The organism is Streptosporangium sp. LJ11, from assembly GCF_051918945.1.
GTDB lineage: Bacteria > Actinomycetota > Actinomycetes > Streptosporangiales > Streptosporangiaceae > Streptosporangium.
This window is the reverse complement of the sequence record NZ_JBPXMB010000022.1, coordinates 133,686-159,047: the sequence shown is the minus strand read 5'-3', so window position 1 is coordinate 159,047 and position 25,362 is coordinate 133,686. Positions and strand designations below refer to the sequence as shown.

The 25,362-nt window shown below is 65.9% G+C and carries 33 protein-coding genes and 3 pseudogenes; 12 read left to right on the top strand and 24 right to left on the bottom strand.

The genetic code is table 11. The features are described from left to right. Positions 1 to 38: 38 nt before the first annotated feature. The 9 genes from ACTOQ3_RS30030 to ACTOQ3_RS29990 all read right to left on the bottom strand — a co-directional run bounded on the left by ACTOQ3_RS30030 (position 39) and on the right by ACTOQ3_RS29990 (position 6,390). Positions 39 to 413, bottom strand: a complete 375-nt coding sequence (locus ACTOQ3_RS30030; protein ID WP_440086793.1) for a hypothetical protein — start codon at positions 411 to 413, stop codon at positions 39 to 41. Between the two features lie 572 nt (positions 414 to 985). Further along, positions 986 to 2,218 (bottom strand): site-specific integrase, encoded by a 1,233-nt coding sequence (locus tag ACTOQ3_RS30025; protein WP_440086792.1) that lies wholly within the window; start codon positions 2,216 to 2,218, stop codon positions 986 to 988. Then, on the bottom strand, positions 2,218 to 2,403 hold the full coding sequence (locus ACTOQ3_RS30020; RefSeq protein WP_425958134.1) for a helix-turn-helix domain-containing protein: 186 nt from the start codon (positions 2,401 to 2,403) through the stop codon (positions 2,218 to 2,220). Before ACTOQ3_RS30020 ends, ACTOQ3_RS30025 begins: the two co-directional genes overlap by 1 nt. Continuing rightward, positions 2,396 to 3,754, bottom strand: coding sequence for a replication initiator (locus ACTOQ3_RS30015; protein WP_440086791.1), 1,359 nt, complete (start codon positions 3,752 to 3,754; stop codon positions 2,396 to 2,398). Before ACTOQ3_RS30015 ends, ACTOQ3_RS30020 begins: the two co-directional genes overlap by 8 nt. Before the next feature lie 104 nt (positions 3,755 to 3,858). Continuing rightward, positions 3,859 to 3,990, bottom strand: coding sequence for a hypothetical protein (locus tag ACTOQ3_RS30010; protein WP_440086790.1), 132 nt, complete (start codon positions 3,988 to 3,990; stop codon positions 3,859 to 3,861). Then, positions 3,987 to 4,163 (bottom strand): hypothetical protein, encoded by a 177-nt coding sequence (locus ACTOQ3_RS30005; protein ID WP_440086789.1) that lies wholly within the window; start codon positions 4,161 to 4,163, stop codon positions 3,987 to 3,989. Before ACTOQ3_RS30005 ends, ACTOQ3_RS30010 begins: the two co-directional genes overlap by 4 nt. A 17-nt stretch (positions 4,164 to 4,180) precedes the next feature. Then, positions 4,181 to 4,531 carry a hypothetical protein gene (locus tag ACTOQ3_RS30000; RefSeq protein ID WP_440086788.1) on the bottom strand — a complete coding sequence of 117 codons (351 nt, stop codon included), beginning with the start codon at positions 4,529 to 4,531 and terminating at the stop codon, positions 4,181 to 4,183. 17 nt (positions 4,532 to 4,548) lie between these two features. Further along, positions 4,549 to 5,148 (bottom strand): DUF2637 domain-containing protein, encoded by a 600-nt coding sequence (locus tag ACTOQ3_RS29995; RefSeq protein ID WP_440086787.1) that lies wholly within the window; start codon positions 5,146 to 5,148, stop codon positions 4,549 to 4,551. A gap of 97 nt (positions 5,149 to 5,245) precedes the next feature. Beyond that, a protein-coding gene (locus ACTOQ3_RS29990; RefSeq protein ID WP_440086834.1) for an IS3 family transposase occupies positions 5,246 to 6,390 on the bottom strand; the annotation gives its coding sequence in 2 pieces (ribosomal slippage) (positions 5,246 to 6,177 and positions 6,177 to 6,390; 1,146 coding nt in all). 358 nt (positions 6,391 to 6,748) lie between these two features. Here ACTOQ3_RS29990 and ACTOQ3_RS29985 point away from each other — a divergent pair. Together ACTOQ3_RS29985 and ACTOQ3_RS29980 are read left to right on the top strand one after the other, a co-directional pair. Beyond that, positions 6,749 to 7,063, top strand: coding sequence for a hypothetical protein (locus tag ACTOQ3_RS29985; RefSeq protein ID WP_440086786.1), 315 nt, complete (start codon positions 6,749 to 6,751; stop codon positions 7,061 to 7,063). A gap of 273 nt (positions 7,064 to 7,336) precedes the next feature. Next, on the top strand, positions 7,337 to 7,963 hold the full coding sequence (locus ACTOQ3_RS29980) for an SUKH-4 family immunity protein (RefSeq protein ID WP_440086785.1): 627 nt from the start codon (positions 7,337 to 7,339) through the stop codon (positions 7,961 to 7,963). A gap of 617 nt (positions 7,964 to 8,580) precedes the next feature. On the opposite strand, the gene ACTOQ3_RS29975 is transcribed toward ACTOQ3_RS29980, so the two are convergent. Then, a complete protein-coding gene (locus ACTOQ3_RS29975) occupies positions 8,581 to 8,835 on the bottom strand; it encodes a hypothetical protein (protein ID WP_440086784.1) in 255 nt (84 codons plus the stop codon). Between the two features lie 2 nt (positions 8,836 to 8,837). Continuing rightward, positions 8,838 to 9,215 (bottom strand): hypothetical protein, encoded by a 378-nt coding sequence (locus ACTOQ3_RS29970; RefSeq protein ID WP_440086783.1) that lies wholly within the window; start codon positions 9,213 to 9,215, stop codon positions 8,838 to 8,840. 174 nt (positions 9,216 to 9,389) lie between these two features. On the opposite strand from ACTOQ3_RS29970, the gene ACTOQ3_RS29965 reads away from it, so the two are divergent. Next, entirely contained in the window at positions 9,390 to 10,676 is a 1,287-nt protein-coding gene (locus ACTOQ3_RS29965; RefSeq protein WP_440086782.1) for an XRE family transcriptional regulator, read from the top strand. Between the two features lie 146 nt (positions 10,677 to 10,822). Beyond that, entirely contained in the window at positions 10,823 to 11,224 is a 402-nt protein-coding gene (locus ACTOQ3_RS29960; protein ID WP_440086781.1) for a DUF4145 domain-containing protein, read from the top strand. Between the two features lie 13 nt (positions 11,225 to 11,237). Here ACTOQ3_RS29960 and ACTOQ3_RS29955 read toward each other — a convergent pair. The 5 genes and pseudogenes from ACTOQ3_RS29955 to ACTOQ3_RS29935 all read right to left on the bottom strand — a co-directional run. Next, positions 11,238 to 11,861, bottom strand: a pseudogene (locus tag ACTOQ3_RS29955) (IS982 family transposase); the annotation flags it as partial. A gap of 37 nt (positions 11,862 to 11,898) precedes the next feature. Beyond that, complete coding sequence (locus tag ACTOQ3_RS29950) at positions 11,899 to 12,303, bottom strand: hypothetical protein (protein ID WP_440086780.1); 405 nt, start codon at positions 12,301 to 12,303, stop codon at positions 11,899 to 11,901. A gap of 28 nt (positions 12,304 to 12,331) precedes the next feature. Further along, positions 12,332 to 12,478 (bottom strand): annotated as a pseudogene (locus tag ACTOQ3_RS29945) (LysE family transporter); the annotation flags it as partial. Positions 12,479 to 12,929: 451 nt separating this feature from the next. Continuing rightward, complete coding sequence (locus ACTOQ3_RS29940; protein ID WP_440086779.1) at positions 12,930 to 13,313, bottom strand: nuclear transport factor 2 family protein; 384 nt, start codon at positions 13,311 to 13,313, stop codon at positions 12,930 to 12,932. Positions 13,314 to 13,697: 384 nt separating this feature from the next. Next, complete coding sequence (locus tag ACTOQ3_RS29935; protein WP_440086778.1) at positions 13,698 to 14,192, bottom strand: DUF1579 family protein; 495 nt, start codon at positions 14,190 to 14,192, stop codon at positions 13,698 to 13,700. An 87-nt stretch (positions 14,193 to 14,279) separates the two neighbouring features. On the opposite strand from ACTOQ3_RS29935, the gene ACTOQ3_RS29930 reads away from it, so the two are divergent. Both ACTOQ3_RS29930 and ACTOQ3_RS29925 read left to right on the top strand, forming a co-directional pair. After that, complete coding sequence (locus tag ACTOQ3_RS29930) at positions 14,280 to 14,618, top strand: ArsR/SmtB family transcription factor (protein ID WP_440086777.1); 339 nt, start codon at positions 14,280 to 14,282, stop codon at positions 14,616 to 14,618. Then, the gene (locus tag ACTOQ3_RS29925; protein ID WP_440086775.1) at positions 14,615 to 14,923 is read left to right on the top strand and encodes an SRPBCC family protein; all 309 of its coding nucleotides are present in this window, start codon (positions 14,615 to 14,617) and stop codon (positions 14,921 to 14,923) included. The genes ACTOQ3_RS29930 and ACTOQ3_RS29925 overlap by 4 nt, the downstream gene beginning before the upstream one ends. Before the next feature lie 121 nt (positions 14,924 to 15,044). Here the strand turns inward: ACTOQ3_RS29925 and ACTOQ3_RS29920 are convergent, their stop codons facing one another. From ACTOQ3_RS29920 to ACTOQ3_RS29895, 6 genes are all read right to left on the bottom strand, one after another. Next, the gene (locus ACTOQ3_RS29920) at positions 15,045 to 15,620 is read right to left on the bottom strand and encodes a hypothetical protein (protein ID WP_440086774.1); all 576 of its coding nucleotides are present in this window, start codon (positions 15,618 to 15,620) and stop codon (positions 15,045 to 15,047) included. Next, complete coding sequence (locus ACTOQ3_RS29915) at positions 15,620 to 15,946, bottom strand: PadR family transcriptional regulator (protein WP_440086773.1); 327 nt, start codon at positions 15,944 to 15,946, stop codon at positions 15,620 to 15,622. The genes ACTOQ3_RS29920 and ACTOQ3_RS29915 overlap by 1 nt, the downstream gene beginning before the upstream one ends. A 117-nt stretch (positions 15,947 to 16,063) precedes the next feature. After that, positions 16,064 to 16,660 carry a hypothetical protein gene (locus tag ACTOQ3_RS29910; protein WP_440086772.1) on the bottom strand — a complete coding sequence of 199 codons (597 nt, stop codon included), beginning with the start codon at positions 16,658 to 16,660 and terminating at the stop codon, positions 16,064 to 16,066. A gap of 185 nt (positions 16,661 to 16,845) precedes the next feature. Further along, positions 16,846 to 17,073: a hypothetical protein gene (locus tag ACTOQ3_RS29905; RefSeq protein ID WP_440086771.1), complete on the bottom strand. Its 228-nt coding sequence runs from the start codon at positions 17,071 to 17,073 to the stop codon at positions 16,846 to 16,848. Between the two features lie 277 nt (positions 17,074 to 17,350). Then, complete coding sequence (locus ACTOQ3_RS29900; RefSeq protein ID WP_440086770.1) at positions 17,351 to 18,613, bottom strand: hypothetical protein; 1,263 nt, start codon at positions 18,611 to 18,613, stop codon at positions 17,351 to 17,353. 160 nt (positions 18,614 to 18,773) lie between these two features. Further along, positions 18,774 to 20,000: a hypothetical protein gene (locus ACTOQ3_RS29895; RefSeq protein WP_440086769.1), complete on the bottom strand. Its 1,227-nt coding sequence runs from the start codon at positions 19,998 to 20,000 to the stop codon at positions 18,774 to 18,776. A 679-nt stretch (positions 20,001 to 20,679) separates the two neighbouring features. Between ACTOQ3_RS29895 and ACTOQ3_RS29890 the strand changes: the two are divergent. Then, positions 20,680 to 21,150, top strand: a pseudogene (locus ACTOQ3_RS29890) (transposase family protein); the annotation flags it as partial. Between the two features lie 15 nt (positions 21,151 to 21,165). On the opposite strand, the gene ACTOQ3_RS29885 reads toward ACTOQ3_RS29890, so the two are convergent. Further along, positions 21,166 to 21,309, bottom strand: a complete 144-nt coding sequence (locus tag ACTOQ3_RS29885; RefSeq protein WP_440086836.1) for a hypothetical protein — start codon at positions 21,307 to 21,309, stop codon at positions 21,166 to 21,168. Between the two features lie 90 nt (positions 21,310 to 21,399). Between ACTOQ3_RS29885 and ACTOQ3_RS29880 the strand changes: the two genes are divergently transcribed. The 3 genes from ACTOQ3_RS29880 to ACTOQ3_RS29870 all read left to right on the top strand — a co-directional run bounded on the left by ACTOQ3_RS29880 (position 21,400) and on the right by ACTOQ3_RS29870 (position 22,590). Then, positions 21,400 to 21,522 (top strand): hypothetical protein, encoded by a 123-nt coding sequence (locus ACTOQ3_RS29880; RefSeq protein WP_440086768.1) that lies wholly within the window; start codon positions 21,400 to 21,402, stop codon positions 21,520 to 21,522. After that, positions 21,515 to 22,003: a hypothetical protein gene (locus ACTOQ3_RS29875; protein WP_440086767.1), complete on the top strand. Its 489-nt coding sequence runs from the start codon at positions 21,515 to 21,517 to the stop codon at positions 22,001 to 22,003. The genes ACTOQ3_RS29880 and ACTOQ3_RS29875 overlap by 8 nt, the downstream gene beginning before the upstream one ends. Positions 22,004 to 22,146: 143 nt before the next feature. Further along, positions 22,147 to 22,590, top strand: a complete 444-nt coding sequence (locus ACTOQ3_RS29870) for an ester cyclase (RefSeq protein ID WP_440086766.1) — start codon at positions 22,147 to 22,149, stop codon at positions 22,588 to 22,590. A 174-nt stretch (positions 22,591 to 22,764) separates the two neighbouring features. Here ACTOQ3_RS29870 and ACTOQ3_RS29865 read toward each other — a convergent pair whose 3' ends face one another. Further along, the gene (locus ACTOQ3_RS29865) at positions 22,765 to 23,310 is read right to left on the bottom strand and encodes a TetR/AcrR family transcriptional regulator (RefSeq protein ID WP_440086765.1); all 546 of its coding nucleotides are present in this window, start codon (positions 23,308 to 23,310) and stop codon (positions 22,765 to 22,767) included. Between the two features lie 123 nt (positions 23,311 to 23,433). Here ACTOQ3_RS29865 and ACTOQ3_RS29860 point away from each other — a divergent pair, with 123 nt between their 5' ends. Together ACTOQ3_RS29860 and ACTOQ3_RS29855 are read left to right on the top strand one after the other, a co-directional pair. Beyond that, positions 23,434 to 24,273 carry an oxidoreductase gene (locus ACTOQ3_RS29860; RefSeq protein WP_440086764.1) on the top strand — a complete coding sequence of 280 codons (840 nt, stop codon included), beginning with the start codon at positions 23,434 to 23,436 and terminating at the stop codon, positions 24,271 to 24,273. A 166-nt stretch (positions 24,274 to 24,439) separates the two neighbouring features. Continuing rightward, positions 24,440 to 25,207 (top strand): MerR family transcriptional regulator, encoded by a 768-nt coding sequence (locus ACTOQ3_RS29855; protein WP_440086763.1) that lies wholly within the window; start codon positions 24,440 to 24,442, stop codon positions 25,205 to 25,207. Positions 25,208 to 25,362 lie beyond the last annotated feature (155 nt).

The following is a 25,362-nucleotide window of genomic DNA, read 5'->3' as shown; positions in this document are numbered from 1 at the left end:
GCGGTGGTGGGGCCGGTGGCGCCAGGTCGCTCTCATTGTCATCGCTTACCGCTTCTGCGGCGGGAAAGCCGCCAAGCCGTACGGATCATTCGCCGGGCGGCGGCATCCATTCGAACGGCCAATGCGTGAAGCCGGGCACGTAGGCGGCGTACGACGCGGCCCCGCCACAGCGTCCCCGCTATGCAAGCGCCTCCGAGCATGAGGGCGGCGACCAGTTGAGTGGCTTTGCCCGGCACATCTTCCAGCATGGCGTTCAACTGCGAGGAGCAATGAACGGCCCTGACATGATCGCGGTAGGCTAGCCGAGCGGCAAAACGGATGAACTTACGAGCAGCCCATGGGCTGAGTTCGCCCAGCTCATTGATGAACATGCCGGCCGCAATCCCGGCGAATACAGCCAGGAGCGTCTCCATCGGCCGACCGCCCGTTTGCGGTGTCGGAGAAACACCGCGGGCAGAAAAGTCAGCGATAGTGGGCCGCGCGCCCACTGGTGGGGATACCGAGGATGAGAACACTGGTGGGGATACCGAGGATGAGAATCGGAACCCGCGATGGTACGGTTGATGGCCCATTCGACTGCTTGCAGGCGGTCAAGAACCAAGTACTGGGTCGGCCCCCGGGAATTAACGCGATGCCATCCATACGCCTGCCGCTGATCGGCTAGGAGATCCACGACGGCAGTGACTATGTCGCGGGAGCAGCGCAAGCTCATGGCATGTCCTCCGCCGCGACTGCTCATGATGGCATCGTACGTCCACCTTCACATGATCGCGCTGCCTACCGCGTGTGCTTTCGCGATGGCAGCGGTCAGATGGCAGGTGGCCCACTCAACCGTGGGGATGGCGACGCTGTTGCCGTGCTGGCGGTGGTGGGGGAGAGCTGGCTTGTAGCTTCTCCCCGATCCTCTTCTAATCCGCCGGTGCCCTCCGTAGACCTACTGTTACCAGGCCTATCAGGATGAAAAATCCTTCTTAAAGCGACGAAGTCAGCTGCCTTCAAAGCTACTGTTGAGCCGATCGAGCGCCTTGCGGGTCTCCGGAGATGGGACCTGTGTGTAGACGTTCATGGTCACCGAGATCTGTGAGTGTCGGAGGATGCGCATTGCGACGCGAGGGTGAACGTCGAGCGCGGCCAGGAGCGAGGCGCAGGTGTGCCGGGTGTCGTGGACGCGGATCCGGGGGACACCGGCCCTCTCGCAGTAGCGCTCAAAGGACCGGTAGAAGTTGCGCGGCTCGACCGGAGTCCCGTTCTTCGTGGTGAACACGAGGTCGGACCTCTTCCACCTTTCCCCAGCATCCTGGCGGGCTTGCTCTTGGATCCGCCGACGGTCCCGAAGCGCGGCTATGCACAGCCCGAACAGGGGCAGAGAGGCCGTCGAGTCCTCCGTCTTGGTCGTCTCCCGGTGGAGAAGCTCACCGCGGACTCGGTTGAGCTGGCGGGAGATCCAGAGCTGTTCCCCGTTGAGGTCGACGCAGTCCCAGGCGAGCCCGAGCACCTCGCCCCGCCGCAGGCCGAGAATCAGGATCAGCACGTACGCCGCGTAGAGCGGTTCGTCCACCGAGCGCAGGTGCTCAAGGAACTTCCGCGCCTCGTCGACGTTCCACACGCTGTGCTGCTTGGCCTTCTTGGTCTTGCTCGCGTTGGGCAGGACGGTCAGTGCGGCAACGTTCTTGGAGATCAGTTCCTCGCGAATGGCGTTGCTGAGAGCCGATCGCAGGATGCGACGGATGCTTGCGATCGTGCTCCGGGACGGATACCCCTTGCAGCACTCTCCCTTGGAGCAGCACCGACGCTTGGCTTCCGGCCGCTGGTGATCCTTCTTCTGGTCGCAGCAGGTGCAGAGCGTGACCAGCGTGTTCAGCCATGTCTGAGCCTCGCGAACTGTGAGCTTGTCGAGCCGCTTCTTGCCGAGACCGGGGATTAGGTAGAGCCGGACCAGCGGTTCGTAACCGGCGTAGGTGGTCGGCTCCCGGTTGGGTTCGATCACCTCGGCGAGCCAGCGCGTCAGGTACGCGGCGAGGGTGGGGTGCTTGGTCGGTACGGGTCCCTTGCTCGCGAGGTCGTGGAGCTTGAGCCACTTCTCGTGGGTCTCCTCGCGGGTCTTGCCGTAGGCCCATTTGCGAGTCTTCTTGCCCTCTGGCGTGACGACCCAGACGTAGCCGGCCCAACCGTCCTTGTACGGGAAGACCGAGCCCTCACCGTTCGAGCGCTTGCCCATCAGGCGGCCTTTCCACAGAGTCGGTTCACGTAGTCGTTCAGGGCGGATTCGGGGATACGGCGACAGCGCACGCCGACCACGATCGAGTCGAGTTCGCCGGAGCGGATGAGCTGGTAGAGCGTCCACCGACTGACCTGCAGAGCGGTCATGGCTTGCGGGACGGTGAGCAACGCGGGACTACTCATGGACGCCTCCCGAAGCTCCGGTAAGGGTGCTTACCAAAAGGGCGTCACCGACCGAGTGACCCTGTCCGGCGTACTCCCAGTGCGAGACGACGAGCACGGTGTCCTCGTCGAAGAGCGGAAGCCGTCCGGTGCTGATCGCCTCACCGCGCATGTAGTCGGTGCGTTCCTGGCGGATGTCGCCGAGGGTGGTGGAGTAGCGGCGGCTCTTGGTGGAGAAGTGGCCGCGGAAGCCCAGCATGTTCGCCCATTTGATGAGCCGGAACTCGGTCAGTTCGTCGAAGGCGCCCAGGCGCAGGCACTCGGCGATGAGCCGCCGGGCGTGGTCCCGGATCGGCAGGGCGGTCAGGTCGTCGAGGGGGTTGATGCGCCGGTCCAGGGTGCCGACGCATTCGGCGGCTTTGGTGGCGTACTTGGCAATGTAGGCAGCTACGGCCTGCTCGGTGAGGTCACCGGTCATGGTGATCTCGCGGACGTCGAGTTGAGCGCCCCACTGGAAGGCTCGCGCGGGTTCGCCCGGTACCGCAGGAACGGTGACCGCGACGGCGGAGGCGGCGTGTTGTACGGCGTCGGTCATCAGGTCGGCTGTCGCCCAGACGGGCGGAGTGGTAGTCGGCCCCTCGGGACCGTCGACGCGGATGACCGCGTGGAAGTGGACGACCCCGCGCCGCTGGTACTCGGCGACCTTGGCGAAGGAGATGACGGCCTGTTCCCGTAGCTCCCGCTGTGTCAGTCCGGCGTTTTTGGCGACGCGTCGGCGAAGAGCTTCGGTGAAGCGTCGCCACAACTCCGGGGACATCGCGTTGAACAGCACCGAGCCTGCGTAGTCGTAGCACTCCGGGCACAGCGGCTCACCGAGACGCTGTTCGTCGGCTCCGTGCCGGGCGGTGCAGGACATGACGCGTCCGTGTGGGCAGGTGGCCGCATCGCGTCGAGCGTGACACGGCAGGACGGTGCCGTTCTTCTCCCGCCGGGTGTGGACGGTGCCGAAGGAGGGGGCAGTGAGGGTGACGAACAGGCAGGGGTGCGCGGTGACCGAGGCCGGGACACCCTTGCCGCCTACCAGGCCCGCACGGATGAGCTGGTAGGTGTCGGCCCGGTAGGTCTCGGCGCAGGCCGGACAGCGGGAGGCGCGCCGAGTCTTGCAGGGGACGCGAAGGATGCCGTCCGGTTCGCCTGCGGTGCTGTAGCTGTGCAGGCGCTTGCCGGTAGCGGGGTCGAGGTGGTGGACGTGGCCGCGGAGGTGGATGGGCTGTCGACAGCCGCCGGTTCGACGGATCTGGGAGGCCCAGCGGGCGTATTGAGGGTCGTGGAGCCGGGTGATCATCCCGGCTACCGCGTAGGTGCTTGGCATGATGGGGGTGTCCCTTCCGGGCTGTGGATGTTCGGTGTGGGATGGCCCCCGACGTGGCGGACGTCTTGGCGGATGTGTGGTCACGCCGGGGGCGCTGAGAACTCTCAGCTGAAGCCGAGGCCCTCGCAGTGCTCGCAGGTCTCCGAGTGGCTGTCGACGCCGGTTCCTCCGCAGTGGCAGCACAGCCAGCGCTTGGGCGCGATGTCGACGAGCGGGGCGTCCTGGTCGTCGGTCACGTGATCCACCTCCTTCCGGTGCGCTTGGGCGCGGTGTCGAGGAACACGCGCCAGGTGTGGGGCCGTTCGCGCAGCGGCAGAACCGGCGAGACGGAGCCGATCGGGAGGATTGTGCGGATCTTGTTGGCGGCGTGGACGATTTCGGCGTAGGTGCCGTCGATGCGGATGCGCATGGGGGTCTCTTCTCTGGTCAGGCGGTACGGGACGAGGGGATGGGGTCGGGGGCGACGCAGCCCGCGTAAGAGTTGTCGGCGTCGTGGCGTGCCTTAGCGCTGGCGAGGATGCCAATGGCCGAGTACTCGACCGGCCCGAAGGTGCGGCAGGTCCGGTAGTGGCCGTAACCGATGTCGCCGGGGTCGATGGCGGTGCCGAGGAGTTCGGCGATGGCGTCGATCTCGGCGCACATGTCGGGGTCGGTTCCGGCGGCGAAGTGGAGGAGCTTGGGGAAGACCGGGACGGGGACGCCGGGGTTGGCCTCCAGGAAGGCGGCCAGGTCGAGGAGTCCGGTGATGACCGCGGTGCGGTGGTCGGTGGTGTTCATGGGGGTGTCCTTCACTGTCAGACGGGTTCGGGGCTGTCGCGCATGGAGCGCAGGAGGTCGGAGGCGAGTTGGCTGGAGACTCCGAGGCGGGCACGCAGGGTGTCGCGGGTGATGGGTCTGCCGTGTCGGGCGTGGTGTTCATCGGCGACGCGGCGGGCGTAGTCGAGCAATGCGCCGGTCGTACCGGCTTCGTTCTGGCCGTTCTCGGCGCCGTTCTGTTCGTTCTGGGGTTCGTTCTGACCGGGGACGGCGAGGCTGGGCAGTAGGGCAGGCGCCGAGGGTCCGGGGATGCTCTCGGGGAGGGTTTCCGGTACGGCGTCCGCGGCGGGAACGAGTACCGGGGGCGGTTCGGGACGGGGTTCAGAGGCGCGGCGCTCCAACATGGAGACCGCGATCAGGAACGCCCCTGCCGGGGTTGCGGCGGTGATCCATCCCCAGGCCGACGGGTGGGCTTGGGCGAGGTTCGCGGCCAGGGACAGGGTGATCCCGCCGATGAGGACGAGGGTGGGCCAGGAGATCCAGCCGCTCCGTTCCCGTCCGTTCTTCTTGTCGCGTTGCCGTTCCCGCGCGGCCATGACACAGGTGAGGTCGACGCAGACGGCCACGGCCCAGGCCATCGGGCCGGACTGTCCGTGTTCGGTGGCGGTGTCGCGGATGTGGGTGAAGCTGCCGGCTGGAGTTGCCCCGGTTCGGTAGACACATCAGGGCTTTCGGCTACGCGGCAGCATAGTTGTCTTCGTGGATGGGCTTGAGGGCTTGGCGTCGTTCGTATTCGGCGGGGCTGAGCTGTCCGTTGGCGGAGTGACGGCGGCGTGGGTTGTAGAAGCCCTCGATGTAGGCGAAGACAGCGCGCTCGGCCTCTGACCTGGTATGGAAGGTGCGTCGGTCGATCAGCTCGCACTCCAGGGAGGCGAAGAAGCTCTCGGTGATGGCGTTATCGAAGCAGGTGCCGGTGCGGCCGGTCGAGGGACGCACGCCGGCCTGCTCACAGCGCCGGCCGAAGGCGAGCGAGGTATATTGACCGCCCTTGTCGCTGTGATGAATTACCCCGGCATCGGGGCGGCGCTGAACGATCGCCATCGCCAGCGCGTCGGTGACCAGCTCGGTGCGCATGTGCTCGGCCATCGCCCAACCGACGATTCTGCGGGAGAAGACGTCTAAGACGACTGCGAGGTAGAGGAAGCCCTGCCAGGTCGGCACGTACGTGATGTCGGCGGTCCAGATCCGGTTCGGCTCGGCCGCGGTGAACTTCCGGTGTACCAGGTCACTGGCCGCGACCGCTTGCCGGTCGGTGTTGGTGGTGCGGCAACCCTTACGGAGGCTCACCCCGGCCAGCCCGGCAGCGCGCATCAACCGGGCCACCCGCTTGCGCCCGATATGGATGCCATCAATCTCGCGGAGATCAGCGTGGATCCGTGGCGCCCCATAGATCTCACCAGAGACCGCATGGTGATGGCGAATCTTCACCGTGAGCTGCGTATCCTCCACAGCTCGGCGTGAGGGCCCGTGCTTGGCCCAGGCGTAGTAGCCCTGGCGCGACACACCCAGCACCCGGGCCAGCAGGGAGACACCATGGTGGTCTTTCTCCGCATGAATCAGCCGGAATCTCATCTCGGCCGATCCGTCTCCCGCGCGAAGAAAACCGCAGCCTTACGCAAGATCTCCTTCTCCTCCCGGAGAAGCTTGACCTCGCGGCGCAGCCGGGCCAGCTCGTCCTTCTCGGCACTGGTCAAGCCATCGGCGCGGCGGCCGTCATCAAGGTCGGCCTGGCGCACCCAGAGGCGGATCGACTGCGCAGAGGGCTCGAACTCCTTGGCAAGCTCCTCCGGTGACCGTCCCGCGCGCACCAGCTCCACCATCTGCCGACGAAACTCCGGCGGATAGTTGTTCGGCACAGTGAACTCCTTCTTCTGGGAACCAGGGTTCCTCAGAGATCAGGTGTCCACCAAACCGGGTCAACTCCACAGGAACGGATAGAGTCATCGGGGATCTTCCACTAGGAAACTGCGGTATATCGCTGGCGGGGAAACGGCTCTTGCCCGTCGTGGGCATGAGGGAATTGGAGTCAACAGGTTGAAGCAGGCAGCTCAAGTTGTTAGGACAGCTATAGCCACCTTCTGTGTGCTCCTCCTTCTTTCCGGATGCCGCTCGGAATTGTTCCCCAGAGAGGAGCGGGTTGATCCTGGCGTTGTCCGCGACGTACGCAGCACCGTAAGAGTGCTGGCAGAGACCAAGGCCGAGGTCACCTGGGACGGTCTGACTCTGGTCAGGGAGGTCCTGATAATCGACGTCGGAAGCCCCGATTCCCGGCAGGCGCTAAGCAAGGCGAGTGGTCTCCTACAAGAGCGCGGGTGGTCGATCATCGATCAGCAACTTCCCAAATCGGTCACCATGGAGTTGAGCCAACGAGAAGACGTGCAACTGTCGCTTTATGGGGTGGAGTTCGTCAAGTCTGTTGGACCCATGGAGCCGCATGATGAAAAGACGCTCGGACGCGAGGCGGGTCGAAAGCATTGCTGTTCCTGGAGTTGAGCCCCGCTGGGTGATGAGCCTTGCGGTCAATGATGCCTGTTGGCGTACTCTTTGGCTTTGATCGTTCGACCTCCAGCAGATGCGCCTCGAAGATCGACATACGCGCTGGCTGTGGTGTCAATCTTCAGTTGATGGTTGACGAATTGACTTCGGGTGATGCTTTCCACCTGGCCTAGATCCTGTAGTCGATGTGGCCGCTCGCCCGCAGCCGGTTGACCTCCTTGACCACCGTGCGCGGACTGGCCATCATGCCGCCCGGCGACGCTTCCGCTCATGCCGATGAGCGCGCGTGAACCCGGCCTGGTTGTCGCAGGCTACGGCCGCTATGGGCGTCGGTTAGTCTCGTCGAGCATGGTGGCAAGCGATCTTCCGAGCCCTCCCTCCGCCCATGCGCTTGAGGCGTGGGCCGGAGTGGGACGAGTCTTATGTGCCGCGGTGGATATGGCCCCGTGGCGGCTCCCTGAACAGCAGAAGGCGGCGCTGGTCTCCTGCGGCGTGCCGCTGCTGAACGGCATTGTTGACGTGGTGTCGTTCAGGGCGGAGCCGACGATGTACCGGCTTGCGGGATACAGCCTCGACCGGCAGCAGCCGGGTTGGACATACGTTGCCGTGCCGGAGACCGGGCGTGTACTGGAGCTGGAGACATCGGGCGGCAGCGCCAGGTTCGTCAACTCGTCAATCAACCACTGGCTGTGCTCGCTGCACCTGGTCGGCACATGGCTGGCGGGCTCGACAGCAATCCAGCACTGGGACGAGGACGAAACGATGGAAGAGCTGGCACTCGCCGAGCTCGCCGATCTGCTGGAGCAGATCGCACGCCTCGACCCGGCCGCATACGGCGATGTCGGCGATCACCGAACCCACTTCTGGCCCGCGGTCCTCGACCGGTGGCTGTGCTGACGAGTTCTGCGACATCCTCTTCTGTCGCGAGTCGCACCCCGGCACGACTCCGAATTGATCATGTCAACCATCAACCGAGGCCGCACTGTCAAGCATCAGCCGAAGTAGGACAACGCGCTGGCTGTGGGGTGGCTCAGAGTTTCTTTACTGGTTCAAGGCGCCAGCGCTTCGCGCCGCCGCACGGTGGGACACGCCCCGCCGTCCCGGCACGGCCAGCGGGCCGGGCGTGCGGCCCTGGCGGCCGGTCCCGGCCCGCGCCAGCCGGGACGGCACGGCGTAAGCCCGCCGCCCGCCGCACCGAGCACCCGCCGCACCGAACGCACCCGCCGCCCCTGGTACGCGCTGCCGCCTGCCGCTCCGACCGCCGGCCCAACCGCTTCGCGGCCCCTACGGGGTGCCATCCGGCATTGCGCCGGCCGTCTCCACTCAGCGATCATCAGCAACGCCTCCATAGCGGTGATCAAGGAATCTGCCGCCCTGCTTCCGGTGCTCGCGCCTGGCGGCACTGCGCTCCGGATCAGGTTGCCACCGAATGACACGGTCACCTGCTCACGGCCATTGCCAGCCAAGTGCGGCAACGTGGCCACGGGAGGTCTGTCGCCGCACCCGATCGGTGATCATTTGATGTGGTCAGTTTGCGGCGCGCGTTTTCCGTGACTTCCCGGAGTGCGGTGGTGACCTTGGAGGCGGGCCAGCGCGGCATCGACCAGGCGACCGAGGTTGCCCAGTTCGTACAGCATCCGGTGGCGTTCAGCGTCCTCCCACGCCTTGATGGCCACCCCGATGTCACCCGACTTACCGGCGGTGACGATGACCTCTTGGCCGTTGACTCTCTTGGTGGCGGCATCGCCCAAGATGACCCAGCCGTACACGGTCACGTTCCCCGAGCCGCGACGATCAGGGCAACCACCTGTTCGGGATGATCGCTCCTCACCGCCTGTAGGGCGGAGCCGTCGCGCAGGGAGACCAGGTAGCTGCCCGAGCGTGGACCCATGGTCACTGTGGCTTCGCACCAGCCCTGCGGACCCTTCACGGTCAGTTCCGGCGGGTGTCGCTCCATCCACGACCGAAGCGGCGGCTGGTCAGGCCAGGCAGCCGCGCTGTTGGCGAACAGCCCCAGGCTGATCGTGTGGTGGCGGTGAGCACGGATTCCCCGCTCGGTGAGAAGCCGCTGAACGACGGCCAGCGCCTTGTCGTGGCTCTCCACGGTCGCCTCGTCAACGGCGGGTGGGACGGCTCTACAGTTGTCCATGGGTCGCACCTCCAGTGTGCGATCAAGGGACCCGTACGGCGCTGAGATCGCCTGCGGGTCCCGCCATTTGCACGGTCTCTCCATCACATCGCCGCAGACACGCCCGCTGACAGTGCGACTGGGGGAGACTAGGGGAGACGAGCGGATCCCCGACTCTCCCCTGAGGAGTACGCGATGCGCGATCTTCCGGGCTGGGCCGTACGGCTACGCGCCGAACGACGGCAACGGCTGTGGACGCAGCGGGACATGGCCAAGCAACTCACCGAGGCCGCCGACGCCCGCACTCGTGAGCGCTTCCCTGAACGGGAGTCCTTGGTTCGCATGATCAAGGACTGGGAGGCGGGCAGGCACCAGCCCAAAGACCCCTATCGCGTTCTGTACTGCCGGACGTTCGACATCGATGAAGCCGAGCTGTTCGGCGATCGGCAGACGGTTCAGGACCGTACTCCCTCCGAGGTTCTGAGCGTTCCGATCCCCGCTTTGCCGTTGCCGACCATCGCGCCCGACGCGGACATGTTCGAACGGATCACCCGCACCCTTCAGCAGCCGAGCCGTGTGGATCAGCAGACCGTGAAGTGGTTGGACACTTGCTTGGCCGAACACCGCAAGGTCGAAGACACCATCGGTTCGCGCCCGCTGCTCGGGATCGTGCGCCAGCAACTCGGCGTGGTGGTCGAACTGGCTCAGCACGTCCGTGGCTCGCTCGCCGACACGGTGGTTGACCTGGCCGCTCAGTATGCCCAGTTCGTTGCGTGGATGTCCCTGGACGTCGACGACCAGGCCGCCGCGCTCGCCTGGTATGACCGCGCTCATGACTGGGCATTGGAGATCGGCGACGTGAACATGGCCACCACCACGCTCAGCATGAAGGCCCACCAGGCATGGAGTGCGGGCAACGCCCGCAGGTGCGTCCGGCTCGCCGACGCGGCCCGCTGGCACGACGGCCGGGTGACGCCGGGGGTACGAGGGATGGCCGCGCAGATGGCAGCCCGAGGCCACGCGCTCGCAGGTGACGCCAGACCAGCACGCACGCTGTTGGACGAAGCCGAGGCACTGATCCGACGAGCCGCCGAGCACGCCGACGACGAGCCGGTGTGGATGTACTTCTACGACGAGACGTGGTTCCGTCTCCAGCGCGGCATGACCGAGCTGCACCTTGCCAACTGGCCGAAGGCAATCGACCTGCTGACGGATGGACTGTCCGGCCTGCCGGAGAGCTACAAGCGCGATCGCGCCTGGTATGGCTCGTGCTTGGCTAAGGCACACGCCGAGGCAGGAGACGCGGCAGCGGCCCTACAGGTGAGTCTTCCCGTCGTGGTCGACGCCGTCACGTTGAACCGCCATGCGAGCAAGGAACTGGTCGACGTCGCGGTCTTGCTTGCCGGACGCAAGTCACCACAGGCCGTCACGTTGAAAGAGGCGCTCACAGCCGCCGGTCGTGCGGATGGAAGTGCGCTCTGACCGGCTTGGACAGGTGAATCTCTGGGTGACTAACTGAGTGACAACGACCCCGGACAACCACGGACGACGGTGGATTGCCGTGGACCGTATGCGCAGGTGGGGGCGGGTGTAAGCCAAGGTCCCGCCCCCTCCTGGTTTCCCTCGTAATGAAGGGGTCTGGGGTTCGATTCCCCAAGGCGGCTCCAGGTCAGAGGCCCCCACCGGGTTCCGGTGGGGGCCTTTTGCTAACACCCCTGCTAACGCCGAGGTCGACGCTCGACCTGTGGAGCAGCGGTCCCCCAATCGCGGAGGCGTCCATGAGCGGGGCGTACTGGGGAGACCCTGAGTTGACTTGGCCGAGGGAGGAGAAGCGGATGCTTCACCCTGCGGTTCCGAGGAGTGTACGTCGGCACATGGAGGAAGCCGAACATCAACTTCAGACAGGGTGGCTGCAAGCAGCAGCTGTTGCTGCAAGGCGGGCGCTTGAGGGCGTGTGCCAAAACAAGGGGGTTGATAAGGACGCGACCCTTCACGCTGGGCTGAGCGAGTTGCGTGACCTAGACGAGTAAGTCCGAAGTCCTGTCAGCGGTCGTAGGCGATCAGTGACCGGGTGACGGGCTGGCCGGTGGCGCGGTTGTGCCAGATCGCGGCGGTCAACGCCAGGATCCGCTGGGCGGCACGGACCGCGACGCCGCTCGGGCTGCGCCCGCCGTGCAGTTCCAGGTCGAGCCGGCCCTTGAGGGTGTCGTTGACCGACTCGATCAGCTGGCGGATCGGTTTGAGGAACTGCTCACCGGGCCGGGGAGCAAGGTTGCGGTAGGAGGGCCGCAGCAGTCGCACACCTCGTTCGACCAGGTAGGCGTCGAGTTCAGCGGAGACGTACACCTTGTCGGCGATGATCAGCAGGCCGGGGCGTTCGGTGATCAGGTGCGGGTCGTGATCGAGCATCGCCATCAGCACCTGGCGCTCGTCGAGCTTCGGGGTGGCCAGGGCCCAGGTGATCGGCAGGCCTGCCGGGGTGCAGACCAGGTGCAGGCGAAGACCCCAAAAGTAGCGGGAATGGGAGCGGCAGTAGCCGTAGCCGGCCCAGCCGGCCAGGTTCGAGCGCCGGGTGGCAGGGCGCGAGCGGCCGCATTCGACGGGGGTGGAATCGACGACCCAGATCGGGTCGGCTCACAGGTCGCTGTCGCGGGCCAGCGCGCAGATGAAGGCACCGTCCTCTGCTGCAGTCTCTCGGATCGTCTCAAAGGTCCAGGCGCCAGTCGTTGCAGCGCATGGTGGTTCCCGGTGGGTATTCGAAGTCGCGTTCGCCCAGGAGGAAGAAGCCGAGCTTGCGGCAGATCGCGTTGGATGCGGGATGGTCGACCGAGGGGTAGGCGTGGAGGTATCGGTGTCGGTGTTTGTGGGCCGCAGGCCGAGCCAGCTTCCCAGCGCGCCGCCGGCGAGCGCACCGACGGGCCTGGACCCCGGCGTTGAACGTCAGGTAGGCGCCCTGTACCCGTGACAGGAGACGCTCGGGCGTCAGCGCTTGCAGGATGGAGTTGCCGGTGATGTCGCACAGCATGAGGCCGAACCCGGCACCGAACTGCGCGAGGGTCATGAGCATCACGGCGACCCACCCGCCGTCCGAGGCGAGGGGGATCAGCACCAGAGCCGCGGGGTGGAATCAGATAAGCGGCTCCGGCGATGCGCAGCACGGTGAAGGCGAACGGCACCGCGGCGAAGAGGGCGGTCAGTCCCGCGGCCGCCACGGCAATGTGGATGGCTTCGCTCGTTGCCACCCCGGCTGTGGCGAGCAAGCCGGCGCGTGGACCATCCCACACCTTAGAACGAACAACATGTCCGGTCCAGGAGCGATCATGGCGATGATCGCGGTCACGGTGAACAGCGCAAGCAGATGTTGGTCGACGGGCATGACAGGATCGTTTTATATGTGATGTATGAGGTGAACTCGCTTGTTTGGGGTGCCGTTAAGAAATGTGTCACCAGCCGCCAACGAGAGAGAAGATGGGGGTCAGCGGCTTGCATCGAGGAGCTGCGACGGGTCGATGCCTCGATGAAGGCATACCTTCCTGACTTGCAGAGACGTTGCGTTTGGCGGCTGGTGACACATTTCTTAACGGCACCCGCACTTCCGTCCCTCGCCGGAGGCGGTCGCCGAGCTGACCAGCCTGCTGGGGCCCGGCGACCGCCCCCGGTGATCTGCTCAGCAGTCGGGGTGCGGAGGCGGAGTGAATCGGAACGAGGAAGAGAGCACCGCTGCGTGACTGTCCGTCACTTGTAGTCGTTCTCGGTCAGAGGCACGACGTACGCCCGGCGCTCGCGGATCAGACCATCACGCATCACGAACACCTCGCCCATCGCGGCGCGCATCACGGTGCCGTCTTTCTGGAGTGCTTCGAGGGCCATCTCCGCCATGACGACGTCGTTCTCCTCGACCATCCGCGTGATCGTCACCTTTGGGGGAACGCCGACCGGGTCCGGACCTTCGACGTTGGCGTCGTAGGCCTCCTTGCCGGTGATCCGGTAGTGGCCGAACACGGTCCACTCGATGTCGTCGGTCAGGCACGAAAGGATCTGCTCGTGGTCGGACTTGTTGAACCCGTCGATGTACCGCTCGACGGTCTGCTTGTTCGTGGACTGGCTGACAGCGGACACGATCTCTCCCTGGTTCGTTGTTGTTCACTGATCAGTCGGCGCCGGTCGAGCATTCTTGACACGCCGCCAGAAGAAAGTTCGCAGCGATGCGCCCGAAGGTCTGCGGACCGGACGGGCCTCGAGGGGAAACAACCCAGGTCAGCGTGGCCTTCGCTGCCTCGATTGTGCGCCGGGAACGCGCCGCGTGGTTCTGTTCGCGTCTAGCGGCAACGTTTGTCGATGAGACTCGGCAACGCCCCTGATCACAGCGATTTCGTGTCGATGAGTTTTACGGCCATCGTTGACCGGCTCACCTTCGGCGGAGCGATCATCGAGACCGGAACCGATTCCTACCGGCCGGCGCGAAGGTCGAGCAGGCCAGCGCCGGGTAACGGGAGTTCTCGCTCAGACCGATCTGCGAGGGATGGCGCTGGGACTGGGAGCCCTCGTGAAGCTCATGTCCATCCAGTGCCGCCAGTTTGAGCCGTTGTCAGTGCGCTCCCATTCGGCCGTCATGGAATCGCCGTCTTCGGCGATCACCAGCGTCGCCCGCTCCGTCTCGCCGGCGAACGTCCAGACACCCCCGTCGTCGACGCTTGCCCGCATGGTGACGAAGTTGCCTTGATTGTCGAAGGAGCGCATGGGATAGGTCCGGCTCGCTGGATCGTAGGGCCCGATCATCTCGATGACCTCGACGTGTTCTTCATTCATGCGCACGTCCACACGGTGAATGAGGAAGTGCTCGCCCGCCAGCCACTCGTAGGTGTCCGACCCGGCGATGCGGATCGCCGGGTCGATCGCGGTGGCCGCTATACGCCCCTGCGAACGCCAACGACCAACCAGCGCATTCAGGCGTTGGTTCTCCGATCGCGGGGCACGGGTGTTGTCGTCTCCGGACATGGCGGATCCTCGTCATCGATAGTGTGTAAGATGTTGCTTAAACACTTACATACTGTCCCGGCAGTGCGCAAACGAAGGCGGTGGCCCATGGACGACGCGCTTCGCGCTGTGGCGGACCCGACCCGCCGCGCCATCCTCGTCCTGGTGCGGGATCGCGAGGTATCGGCAGGCGAGATCGCCGAGCGCTTTCCCGAGATCAGTCGCCCTGCGGTATCCCAGCATCTGCGAACGCTGACAGCAGCCCGCCTCGTCGACGTCCGCCGCGCAGGCAACCGCCGCTTCTATCGGCTACGTCCGGAGGGGCTGGCCGAGGCGGTGACGTTCCTGGAGACAATGTGGTCCACCTCGCTCAGCCGCCTCCAGTACGAAGCCGAGCAAGAAGAACGCGCGCACACCGGTGCCCAGGACGTGAAGGGATCGTTGTGAGCAGGACGATTGAGCAGACGTTGCACATCCGTGCGCGTCCCGAGACGATCTGGCGGTTCTTCACCGACCCGGCACGCCTGGCGCGATGGTGGGGAACGGCCGAGCTGGACGCCCGCCCCGGCGGCACCTTGCAGGTTGCGATGCACGAGGGTCCACGCCCGGTGATGCGCGGACGGTTCGTGGAGTTCGTGCCGTACGAACGTCTCGTCTTCACCTTCGGCTGGGAGGCCACGCCGAACTCGCCGACGACACCAGCGCGGTATTCACCCCCGAAGAACTCGCCGACAACGGCATCGCCCTCATGATCTGAAAACGCGTGCTCGCTCGGCATTTCTGCTACTCGGTGTAGGCAAGCGAAAAACTCAATATGGATGCGGCTGTGGTGGAAGGAGACGCTGAGTATTTTACTGGCTTGGATTTTGCCCTCTATATATCATGCGGTTTAGGCTCACATGCCTTGCCATCAGGGCGGACTTCTGGGGGAATCGGAACATGGGAGGTGCCGTCAGGGTGAAACTCATGTCTGGCTAGCCATTTACGTTTGAGTCGGTCCTTGGTCGGCAGTAGAAAAAGGTAGACAACTACATATGCTCCCAGTTGGCCTATGAAAAACAGGTGGGTCACGGGCGACACAACCAACTGGCCTAGCATTAAACACAGGCTCGTCCAGAGCATGGTGGAGGCTACATACCGCTCATAGAAGAACCGTCCTTGGATATCGTCTCTGGCCCACCAGCGATATTTCCAGGGCACCTCGATGCCAACCCATCGGTAGAGAAGCCAGTGCCCTATCGGCGGACGCTCGCGCAGGCGCAGCATGAGCCCGCCGCGGAGTACGTCCAAGCCGTCATGCAAAGTCGGGCTGCTCTGGCCCGGCTGGGCCAGGTCCATCAAGGTGCTCAGGAGTTCGGGACCGCGAAACTCCCGGAAACGGGGCGGGTAGGCCAGGCGCATCAGCAACCGGCAGCGGCGCTCGTAGGCGGTGGCGGCGTCGGAGGTCATCACATCCCCATCCCGGGCTGGAGGCGCAGGCGGCGCTGAGCGGTGGCGGCCAGGCGCGTCAGGCGGGCGGTCTCCTCGGCCAGCACCTGACGACCGTGGCCGGTGAGGTCGTAGTAGCGGCGGTGGCGGCCGGAGACGACCTCTTCTTTGACCACGATCACCAGTCCGTCGCCCGCCAGCCGATCCAGGGCGCCGTAGAGGGTGCCCGCGCCAAGGCGTACCCGCTCCTCGGACAGCTCCTGCACTGCTTTGATCACCCCGTAGCCGTGGAGCGGCCCGTGGGACAGGGCCAGCAGGATCAGGTAGCTCTGCTCACGTAACGCCATACTTGATATATATCGTCATTCGTACTATCGGTTCAAGAGCAACTTCTACCCATGGCTCAGAATTTCTTTACTCGTTTAAACGATCAAATTCCCCGCCGCCCAGGTGAAAGCCCGAGGCTAGGTGGGGGTCGTCGTGGGGAGAAGGAGGGTGGGGGAGGCTTCGGTGAATCGCAGGGGGACGGGGCCGTAGCGTTCGGGGAGTTCGGCGGTTGCCTTTTGGAGGTCGGTGGTGCCTATCTCTACGGCGGCGCCGTCGAAGCGGGCGGCCACCGTGGTGATGGGGACACCCTTGCGGGTCCAGTAGTCGATGTCGTCGGTGATGCGCTGGGCCAGGGCCTCCAGGCGGCGAGCGGAGTGGGCAGCGTCGCGGAGTTCGACGGGGGCGGAGGGGAACCTGCTGCGCAGAGCGCTGTCCAAGGTGGAGGACGGGACGCGGTAGACGATCAGCTTGGAGCCGTCGATGGTTATCCCGGCGTACTGGTCGGGGTAGGTCTGGCGTAGGTACTCGCCGACGCGGTCGGCCAGGAAGGGCGCCTCGGCCTGGCCCGTGGGCGTGGAACTCGCGGCGGTGGGTTGGGGAACGGGTGGCGTGGGGCCTTCGGGGGTCGCGGCCGTGTCGCCGCCGGGGGCCGCGCATGCCGCCATGGTGGCGGCCAGACATAGGGCCGCGCCCAGGACGGTGGCCGTGGTGCGGATGTGACGCCTCGCATTCATGAGGACGCCTCCGATCGTATTGTCCGACAAACAGTAGAACGAAAAGTGGACGGGATGCGTTCGAACCGAGCTTGGAAAGGTGACCCGCCGTTTCCGGGGAACGATCGGCTCATGGCGCGAAAAAGGGGTCGGCGCTGAGCGCCGACCCCTTTTCGGTCATTGCATGTCACACCCAATCCCGCCGATCACTCGGTGACGACGGTCATTCCAGGGAAGGCCGCGATCACGTTGCTCCACGGGGAGTAATACATGCGCCAGGCGCAGGTACGGCCGGCGGTCACATAACCGGTGCACGGTACGGAGGTGCCGTTGTCGCAGGCGGAGGCCACACCGGCGGCGTACACCCGGGTGTTGTCGCTGGGGTTCACGACCTCGACCGGACCGCCGCTGTCGCCCTCGCCGATCGCGGCCACCCGGCACCGGCCCGGTGTGCTCCACGGATCCCGTAGTCCAGGGCTTGACCGGGCCCGGCGCGCTCGCCGCCCGGGCGGTACCCATCCCGGCCGTGACCAGCACGATTCCCATTGCCACGACCAGATGACGTAACCGCGAGGTTCGTCGGGAGGTGTTCATCGGTGAGGTCCTCCCTGCGGGAGTCGATGAAACGGAAGCGTTCGGGTGGAACGACAAAAGGGAACCGGAGCCTTGGCCCCGGTCCCGATCACTCGACTCAGAAAGGTGTCAGGTCGGTCATCCAGGGATGATGGCGATGCCGGGGAACGCCGTGGTCGCGTTGCTCCACGGGGAGTAGTAGATGCGCCAGGTGCAGACGCGGCCGGTGGGCCGGTAGCCGGTGCAGGGGACCTGGGTGCCGAAGTCGGTGGCGGTGATGGTGCCGGCGGCGTAAACCTGGTTGGTGTTGGCCGGGTTGGTGACCTCGACCGGGCCGCCGCTGTCGCCGCCGCCGGCCGCGTTGGCGAACGCCTGCTGCTCGGCGCGGACGGTGCCCTGGATCAGCCAGCCCACGTTGATCGTGACGTTGACCGCAGTGACCTTGATGGTGCAGTTGGTGCCGGAGAAGCCGCCGGAGGTGCAGACGAACTGGCCGACGATCGAACTGGTGGGGCCGACCACGCTGCTGCTGAACTCCGTGGCGACGCTGCTGACGGGGTTGTTGAAGACTCGTCCCCCGGCGCTGGTGCCGATGAGGAGCACGTCGCGGGAGGAGTTGCTGTGCGTGACGGTGCCGATGACCTGGCCGGTGGGGTCCGCAGCGGTCTGGCCGACCGACGCGCAGTGCGCCGAGGTCAGCATCTTGGTGACGCCCTGGTAGGTCACCGCGAAACCGGTCGTGCAGGCGGGTGACGGAGTGCCCCACACCGAACCGCCCCACCACGGCGGGCTGTCGTCCCAGCGGCTGGCCACCTTGGGTTGCACACCGTGCTCAAGGGTGACCGGCACCGCCGCGCCGGAGATCGCCGTGCGGGCCGCGCCGGCCGAGGCAGTGGTGGCCTTCAGGCCTGAGCCGTCCTGAAGGGGCTCGATGGAGGTGATCAGATCGCGGTTCGCCCGGATGAGACGATTCGCCTCACCCTCCAGCTCACGCGCCGAGTACCGCGCCGGCAGGACGCTGATCGCCACGTCGCGCCTCAACCGGCCCACGAGGTCGTTGATCGCCTTGGCGGGTTTGCCCTTCCAGTACACGCGCAGTTCGCGGTTCTCCGGCGCCGCGATGACGCCGGCGTAGCCGTCGCCGCCGTCCGCCAGCGCGGCGGTGATCCGGTCTGCGGCCTTGACCATCTTCTGCTGATCGAGCAGCAGGTCCTTCCACGAGGCGTAGCCACCCGGCACCGGTCCGGTGTGCTCCACGGATCCCGTGGTCCAGGGCTTGACCGGGTCCGGTGCGCCGGCGGCCTGGGCGGTGCCCATCCCGGCGATGGCGATCATGACGCCGACCGCTGTGGCGAGGTAACGGAATCGAGGTGACCTGCGGTTTCTCGGGGGGTTGTTCACCTTTGGATCCTCCTGAGCGACGAACTCGGCATTTCCGGCAAGCGACGGCCGATCAGTACTTCGTCCACGTCGGCTGGGGCCTGGTCGGCCGCGTGCGGGCGACGATCAGGGGCCGGCGCCTGCGCACCGGCCCCTGATCGCTCGAATCAGATCTCGTGGATCATCCGAGGGTGATGGCGATACCGGGGAACGCGGCGGTCGCGTTGCTCCACGGCGCGTAGTACATCCGCCAGGCGCAGATGCGGCCGCTGGTCACGTAGCCGGTGCAGGGCACCGCGGTGCTGCTGTCGATCGCGGTGTTGACGCCCGCCGCGTACACCTGGGTGGTGTTGGCCGAATTGATGACCTCGACCGGGCCGCCGCTGTCGCCCTGGCCGACCGCGTTGGTGTGCGCCGACTGCTCGGCCCGCACCGTGCCCGTGATCAGGTAGCCCACATTGATCGTGACACCGACCTGCTGCACCTGGATGCTGCAGTTGGTGCCCGAGTACGCGCCGGAGGTGCACACCCACAGGCCCACGTAGGAACTGGAGGTGCCGATGACCGAGTTGCTGAACTCCGGCGAGATGGAGCCGGGGTTGTTGTTGTAGACCCGGCCCGCGGAGGTGCCGTTGATCAGCAGCACGTCAAGGCCGTTGTTGTCCGGCGAGATCGAGCCGATCACCTGGCCGGTCGGGTCGGTGGCCGTCTGGCCGGCGTTGCCGCAGTGGCCCGCGGACAGCATCCTGCTCGTCCCGCCGTAGGTGACGGCGAAGCCCGTCGAGCAGCCGCCGCCGGTGCTGGCGTTACGCCAGGCCGCGCCGCCCCACCAGGGCGGGGAGTCGTCCCAGCGGGTGGCCAGCGTCGGCTTGACGCCGACCTCCACGGTGACCGGCACCGCCGAGTCGGCGACCTTCGAGCGGGTGAGGCCGTAGTCGGCACCCGATACCGTGAGGCCCGAGCCGTCGACGTTCGGCGCGATCGCCGTGATCACGTCGCCGGACGTGCGGGCCAGGCGTTTCATCTCCCGATCCAGCTCGCGGGCCGAGTAGGCGGCGGACAGGACGCTGACGGGCACCTCTTGGCGCACCTGGCCCAACAGGTCGCGGACGGGCTTGGGGGTGTCCCCCTTCCAGTAAATGCGCAGCTCATGGTTCTCCGGCGCGGCCACGATGCCGGCGAACCCGGCGCCGCCCTGCGCCTTGACAGCGGCGGTGACGCGGTCGGCGGCCTTGACCAGTTTCTCCTGGGTGGACAGCAGGTCCTTCCAGGAGGCGAAACCGCCCGGGATCGCGCCGGCCGGCTCGATGGGCCGGGTGGTGGTGTCCTTGACGGGGGCGGGGGCGGGGGCCGCGACGGCCTGCCCGGCGCCCATCCCGACAAGGACGAGGGTGGTGCAAAGCGCCACTGCCAGACGACGGGGGGATCGCAGAGATCTTGTGGCAGTTGGGGGGATTTCCACCGGAATGCTCCTCTGTGGGACGCTTGTTTGGATGCATCCGGTATTCCATGCATTAAGTGGTTAATCAATGACTTGACTCCAGTTATTAGAGCTGGTAAAGCATCGGCCGCACGCCGGTATTCCGGCTTCGCGTCTACGGGGAGGTAATAACGGTCGCTGGAGCTTGACCTGCGGATATATATTTACAGGCCTCCATAATTCCGGCCGATGGCACATGCCATTAGTTGTCCGCTTCTGGACATGGCGGAAAAGTGATGATCATCGCTTGAGGGCGTCCTTGGGCGGCCAAGCGCATAAGAAAGCCGTTACCGGCAGGTAGTCCTGGCAAACTAACCTCGACGTTTCGTGAGGGTGTTTGGGTCGCGTACCGAGCGCTTTTCAGCCTGCTTCACGGATCCGCGGGACGTGAATTGCCTTGACCGGTCGACCTGCTCTTTCGGGGCGGCAGCGTGGTTTCCGTAGGATCCGCCGACTCTTCAGCTGCGCATTGAACGATTTTCATCCTCCTGTAACGGTCCGCTGATCACGGGGTGACCGCGGACTCGGTGTTCGCCTGGCGAATGTAGAAAGCTCCTGGTAGACGGGTTGATCACCACAACCAGGCCGTCGGGACCAGGAGCTTCGAGTGCTTTTCTACCGTGCCGCCGTGGATTTGCCGCGTTCAACGCTGAACTACGTGGCCGGGCTGATCCGCCGGCGGCGCAAAGCGATCGGGTCGCCATGGCGGCTGCTCAATCCTGGGTGGCAGGCGCTACTGGTCTTGGTCTACTCATCCGCACCGATCGAATGCGGGCCGGCCGCCCTTACTGCTTTGCCAAGCACCGCCGCCCGGATCCGGGGCATCACGCACGCGTTGGACGCGCACGGGATCCCCACTCCGGTCGACAAGGCCTATCAAGGTGCGGGCGCCCGGACGGTGATCACCCCGTACAAGGGCAAGGAAAGGAACAAATTCGAACAGCAGAAATGAGCCAACCGCTCACACGCCACACTCCGCGGACCCGGAGAACGTGTGAACGCCCAGCTCAAACGCCGACGCATTCTCCGGAAACCACGTTGCAGCCCCGGCAAAGCCGGCCACCTCGTCAAGGCCATCGCCGGGCCCTGCTGGTTAACTCGGCATCAGCATGACCCGCAATGCGCCGACGGCGGGCAGGTGCCGCAGCCACGCCGGGGAGAACGGCGCATACACGGCCGCCATCAGCGCATACCCATCAGCGCCGTAAACCAGGGCGAGCTGTTCCTGCTTGGTCAAGGTGGTCGGCGGATGGAGTTCTACCGGGAGTCGGGCACAGCACCTCTGGATCAGGCGGAGGTGATCCTGTGCCGTTGATGGTGTGAGGCGATGCTCGACAAGGATCCCGAAGCCGACCAGATCCGTAAGGCCGCGCTGGAGGGCACTTTGCCCGTCGCCACCCTCGCCGATGTTCTCGATCGCCGAGAGCGGCAGGGGCAGCCCCTTGAGTGAACCCGAAGAGGAGGGATGGCCTTGCTATTTCTCCGAAGGGGTCGCGGAACCCCTGGCCGGTGCTCAGATCAGCCTGACGTTGTTTTCAGCGGTTGTCGCACTATCCGTTGAGATCAACGAGACGAGAGGTGATGTCTCCGGTCGCACCGCCTCCGTCCAGTGGCCGCAGCGGCGCGGGGTTCCGCTCGGCAAGGACGGGATCTTGGGCGTCACCGAGTACGTCGTCGTCGCAGACGCGGCCGAGCCGCACCGCATCATCACGCGTGTCCGGCTGTATCAGACGGCGATGCGACGGAAGCCTCGCCGAACGTCGTGTCAGACGTTGCAGGGGCATCACCGAGGCTTACACGCTCTGTGGGAAACCGGCATCGTGGCGTTCGATCTCACAGGCGCCGTCGCCCCTGCGGCAAGCGCCTTTGCCCTTGTTGCCGTCGGTGTGGGCCGGGACGTGTTCCTTGACATGGGTATGGTGCCGACTTGATCGGCGGCTGACCCCTCGTTGGATATCATAAAGGGTTAATAGTTGAATTCTATGAGGCTTAATTCACCGAATAGGCGCTGAGGCATTTTCATCTCGATTCATTCAGGGGCGTTGGGCGGCCCCAACGCCGGTGAGGCGCGACCATGTCCACTTTTTGGGACCTCAAGCACCGATTGTGTGAGGCGATCAACGCTCACGACCTGCAAGAGGTGCTCGACTGCTACGCTCCGGACGCCGTCTATGTCGCACCATCGGGCGTGATGGAAGGCCGGGAACAGATCGCCTGGCTCTACGAGCAGTTGTTCGTCGGCTTCCCGGACCTGCATCTGGCGGCGTGGTTCGAGATCGATGAACACGACAACCCGGCTGTCACGGAATGGACGGTTACCGGGACGCATTCTGGACCTTATCTCCTGCCGGATGGGCGCGAAATAGAAGGAACCGGTCGTCGCATCACTGTCCGCTCCACATGCTCGACTTTCGTCGAGAATGACAAGATAAAAACGCACCGGGAATACTACGACCAGTTGGAGCTGTACAGCCAGCTCGGCTACGGCTTGACGGAGCTCAAGCCCGCATCCGTGTAGGTCCGGACATCATCAGCGGGCCGGGAGAGGTATCGAACCCCGCCGCGTGAAGTCGGGTCAGGGGGCGTCCGGTCCAGGCTGTCACCGCGGTTCACGGTTCGACCGGGGCCGGCGGTGAAGTGCCCGTGAAGCGCGACCACCCGGCTGTTCCGCCGGAGCACGAAAGATCCGCGGCTATCGCCGTCCGACGCCGTTGAGCAGCGTGTCGACGACGAGATCGGCGGCCTGAGGGGGTTCGAGCAGGGGGAACCGGTGAGCGGCGGTGTCGACGAGGTGATCCAGCATTGCGCGGGCCCAGTCGGCGGGCACGTCGGCGCGTAGCAGGCCTTCGTCGGCCGCCCGCTGGACGAACCTGTCGAGCCGCGCGCTCTGTTCCTCCCTGCGGGCACTCGCGGCCGGATTCGCGCGCATCATCCGGCGCACGTCCACCGGCCACTCCCGGCTGACCGGGACTATGCCCTCCACGTACCGGTGCAGCGCCACCGCCACCTGGGCCTCGACGAGCCGGGCCTGGTCCAGCACCCGCTCGGAGGAGTCGAGTTTCGCCTGGAAGATGGCCGCGAGCAGGGCCTCCTTGGTGGGAAAGCGCCGGTAGACGGTCCGCCGGTCGACTCCGGCCTCGGCGGCGATCGTGCCGATGCTGGTCGACGGGTCCTCGGCCAGCAGGCGGGCACCCGTATGCAGGACCGCGGCGAGATTGCGGGCGGCATCAGCTCTCATGATCCCGCCAGTGTACTGAGGCGTGACATCTGTCTACTTGACATACACAAGTGTGAGGCACAAACTCATTTTAGTGTCACACTGGTGTGACATATAGATGACACCCTGCCTGAAGGAGGCACAGTGATCAGGACCTGGCTCATCACCGGAAGTTCACGCGGCTTCGGACGTGAACTCGCGGTGGCCGCACTCGAGCGCGGAAACCGGGTGGTCGCCACCGCCCGCCGGCCGGAACAGCTCGACGACCTCGTGCGGAAGTACGGCGACCACGTGCGTACGTTCGCCCTCGACGTCACCGACGCCGGGGCCGCACGCGCCGCCGTACGGCTGGCCGTCGACGAGTTCGGCGGGCTCGACGTGGTGGTGAACAACGCCGGCTACGCCAACTCCTCCCCGATCGAGGAGACCCCGGACGAGGACTTCCGCGCGCAGGTCGAGGCCAACTTCTTCGGCGTCGTCAATGTCACGAAGGCTGCCCTGCCGGTGCTGCGCGCCCAGCGTTCCGGGCACATCCTGCAGTTCTCCTCCATCGGCGGGCGCGTGGGCGGGTCCCCCGGCCTGGCCGCCTACCAGTCCGCGAAGTTCGCGGTCGAGGGCTTCTCGGAGGTGCTCAACAACGAGGTGAAGCCGCTGGGCGTCAAGGTCACCATCATCGAGCCCGGGGGGTTCCGCACCGACTGGGCCGGGTCGTCCATGCGCATCCCGGCCGTGGGACCGGACTACGAGGAGACCGTCGGCGCGATGAACCGGCGGCGCGCGGGCTTCGACCGGATGGCACCGGGCGACCCGGTGCGAGCGGCGCGCATCATTCTCGACACCGTTGACCTCGACGAGCCGCCACTGCGTCTGCTGCTCGGATCGGACGCGGTGGACCTGGCCGAGAAGTCGTCCCGCGCCCGCGCCGCCGAGGCCGCGCGGTGGGCGGAGGTGAGCCGCTCCGCTGACTTCCCGCCCGGCGAGTGAGCCCTCCCCGCCACCCGGCCAGGACACGAGCCCACCGGCTCGGGTATGGCGTTCGCACGTCGTCCGACCTGCCGCTCCCGGCTTGACTTTGCCGCTGCGTCAACATCTAGCGTCATGGACGAGCCGGAAGATCCGGCTCGGTGACGGTGGGAACAGGTGGCAGGCCATGGCGTGGTCGATCGCACAGGTGGCGCGGATGTCGGGAGTGACGTCGAGGACCCTGCGCCACTACGACGAGATCGGGCTGCTGGCACCCGCCTGGGTCGGCGGGAACGGCTACCGCCACTACGAGGAGGACCAGCTGCTGCGACTGCAGCAGATCCTGGTACTGCGGGAGCTCGACCTCGGCCTCGCCGAGATCAAGAAGATCGTCGACCGGCACACCGACCCGGTGGCGGCACTGCGCGAGCACCATCGGCGGCTGCTGGGAGAGCGTGACCGGCTGGACGCGGTGGCCCGCGTGGTGGCTCGCACCATCACCGAACTCCAGAAGAGCGAAGGGAAGGGTGAGATGTCCAAAATCAGCAGGCCGGAGAATCTGTTCGAGGGATTCGACGGGGCGCGGTACGGCGCGCAGGCCCGCGAGCGGTGGCCGGAGCACTGGGAACGGTCCGGGCAGCAGGAGCTCCTGGATACCGTGACTCCGCAGGAGCTCGACCGCATGGGGCGGGAGGCCACGGCGGGAATGATCCGGATGGCCGAGCTCATGGCCGCCGGCACGCCCGCCGACGACCCCGTGGTTCTCGCCGAGCTCGACGTCCACTACCGGCACATGGCCCGGTTCTGGACGCCGACCGCGGCGGAGTACGCGCACCTGGGCCGGATGCAGGCCGACGACGAACAGTTCAGGGCGAACCACGAGCGGATCGCCGAGGGCCTGGCCGCGTACATGAGCGACGCCATGACCGCGTACGCGCACGCCCGGCTGAGCTGATCCTCGCCGGATGAGCCGAAGGAGCTGCAGATCCTTCGGCCGTCGTCCGAGCCCGGCCGACGCGGGGATCTCCGACGAGGTCGGGCCCGACAGCCGATGGCGACGTGGCGGGCCGGTGCTCCGCGGGGGAGATGCGGCCGCCGGGGCCTCTGAGC